This is a genomic window from Mesorhizobium sp. M7A.F.Ca.CA.002.15.2.1 (genome assembly GCF_003998715.1).
Classification (GTDB): Bacteria; Pseudomonadota; Alphaproteobacteria; order Rhizobiales; family Rhizobiaceae; genus Mesorhizobium; species Mesorhizobium ciceri.
Genome location: NZ_RZPI01001223.1, coordinates 1 through 578 on the forward strand (window position 1 = coordinate 1; position 578 = coordinate 578).

1 protein-coding gene and 1 pseudogene are annotated in these 578 nt (G+C 50.2%); both read right to left on the reverse strand.

Annotation, left to right across the window (positions count from 1 at the left end):
- Nucleotides 1-330: pseudogene (locus tag ENZ74_RS33780) on the reverse strand (hypothetical protein); the annotation flags it as partial.
- A gap of 62 nt (nt 331-392) precedes the next feature.
- On the reverse strand, nt 393-578 hold a 186-nt coding region (locus ENZ74_RS34845), incomplete at its 5' end, for a hypothetical protein (protein ID WP_206522412.1).

The window sequence follows — 578 nt, forward strand, 5'->3', positions numbered from 1 at the left end:
GATCAGGCCCGAATGCCCCTGCAACCGCATCACGACCGTCAGATCGCCGACCACGCAGGAGACTGGCTCGAAATTGAGCGGCAACCCGATGTCCGGCCCGGCGCTCGACAGGCGCGCGGCCAGCACGTTGGTCAGGCCTTCGGCGAGCAGGCCGAACCGCTGGCTTTCGGTCTCATTCGAAGCGATCTTGAGCCGCGTCCAGGCGGTCAGGGCGAAGGTCGAGGTGATGGCGGAGACGATGAGGAGGAAGACAAGGACAGCGACGAGGGCGAAGCCGGAGGATTGGCACTCGCAAGAGGCCGATGAATCACGGGGATTTTCTTCGACCACAGTCCACCATCGAGAATAAAAGTGTGCTGTCACCCTACAATCGTTGTTTATCTTTCTTTAAATCATTCATCCCAAATCAATCTTAAATTTTTGTTTATTGGTATATATTGGTCAAATGTTAATCCATCAAAATCAAAAGTAATCGATTCATCTTTTGCTATTCCCCTTAATTTTGACCCAAAATAGGATAACGAGCTCATTATAACCTTAAACTCACTCAATCCAGTCAACTTTATTCTTGATGTTAC